A 1,858-nucleotide genomic window follows, 5' to 3' on the forward strand; every position below is an offset into this window, starting at 1 on the left:
AGTACTGTCCAAAGTTTCTAAGTTTTATCCTCGATTATCCTTGTCATATCAACGCTAAACAAAAAACACTTGCCTTCCCCCTAAAGTTCCAGCATAGTGTAAGCACCAACCAACACTAAAGCTCGAAACAGAAAGGATTTAGACAAGTGCTCACACAATTATTAACGTATTTAGTTAGAATAATCAAGCTTCAACAACAAATTATTTTAATTCTAGTAACTCAACTGACCAATATTTATATGCATTCCAAGATACCTCGGTTAGAAAAGCCGACTTATCAACGATTCAATCAGTTCAAAGCTGATGAGAAGCTGCCGCTTTTAGCGGCAAATACTGACACAAAGCAGCTGGATTATCAGCAACGCCTACAAGAATATTTTCAACAACATCAAAAGCCATTGAAGCCTGTTAAACGGCGAAAGCCGTTCAAATATCCCGAGGTTACTTGTCCGCATTGTGGCGCTCCCAATGAGTATCTATACTCAAATGGTGGCGGCCAAACGGACTTACTACTTTGTAAAATATGTGCTCATCAGTTCCGGGCCAATAAGACTTTTAGCAAGGAACTCGTGCTTCGTTGTCCATACTGCCGAAATAAGTTGGCGCAAGTCAAGCAACGCGTTCACTTCAAAGTATGGCGTTGCCAAAACTTACAGTGCGCATACCGACAACGAGAAATCAGCCGGTTAACCCCAAGTGAACTTGAACAATACCAGACCAACCCTAATCAATTTAAAGTCCGATACCGGTATCGTGAATATGACTTTAACCTAAAGGGCGTCGCCAACGAATCTACCATTCAACCAATTGTCAATCTGGATCGAATTCAAGCATCACCGCAGGTGCTGGGAATTAGCATGACCTACTACGTGAACTACGGTCTGTCAGCTGCCAAGACTGCCGCAATCATGTACGACGTCCACGGAGTCAAGATTTCAAAACAAACGATCCTCAACTACGCGCAAGCGATCGCAACTAATGTGCGGCCATTTCTGGACAACTACCCATATCAACTATCAAGCAACTTTGTGGGTGATGAAACGTATCTACGCGTTAAGGGTAAGTGGAACTACCTGTTCTACTTTTATGACGTTGACAAGAAAATTATCTTAGCAGATTACGTAACCCCAAAACGAACTACTGAGTCGGCTTGCATTGCGATCTATCAGGTACTCCAGAAGTTCCCCACAATTCCAGCTGATTTGCGTTTTACCGTTGATGATAATCCCATTTATCGCGTTGCCCGTTTATATTACGCGCAGCACGAAGGGATCAGCTTTGATCTAAATATCGTCAAGGGTTTGACCAACGAAAGCGAAGTGGCAAAACAACACCGACCAGCCAAGCAGACCATTGAACGTTTAAACCGTTCCTTGAAAGCTAACTATCGACCAATGAGTGGCTTTAAGTCAGCCAGTGGCTCCGTCACTTACGTGACGCTATATTCGCTCTGTCACAATTTCCTGTTAAGGCATCAAAGCTTGGACTATCGAGTGCCAGTTGAGATACCGGAGCTAAAGGGACTTACCCGCATGCCAGACAAGTGGTTAAAGTTGATTGAAATCGCTCAAGAACAATTACCAACCGCTTGATTTTGGAAATTGGAGCCCGGTGGTTCGTTAGCGTCAAATGGCGTTAGCGGACACTTGACGAGCCGTAAAGCCAATGGGTTAAACTGAGAAAACCCGAGGCTTATTTAAGTTGACTTGATTTCGTATAACCATCGCCTCGGCACCGTTGAGCTAACCCATTGGTAGGCTTGTCAAGTGCACTTGACGGTTACGACCACTTGTGGACCGAAAGCCAGATCAGAAAGGTTACTAGAAACTAATTTTTCATAGAACTTTGGACACTACCG

At 43.8% G+C, this 1,858-nt stretch carries 1 protein-coding gene; it reads left to right on the forward strand.

Going from position 1 to position 1,858, the window contains the following annotated elements; genetic code table 11:
- Nucleotides 1–146 precede the first annotated feature (146 nt).
- Entirely contained in the window at nucleotides 147–1,592 is a 1,446-nt protein-coding gene (locus FD12_RS06865; RefSeq protein WP_056982304.1) for a DDE-type integrase/transposase/recombinase, read from the forward strand.
- Nucleotides 1,593–1,858: the final 266 nt, after the last annotated feature.

Origin of the sequence: Lentilactobacillus rapi DSM 19907 = JCM 15042, from assembly GCF_001436255.1 — a bacterium.
GTDB classification, from domain to species: domain Bacteria; phylum Bacillota; class Bacilli; order Lactobacillales; family Lactobacillaceae; genus Lentilactobacillus; species Lentilactobacillus rapi.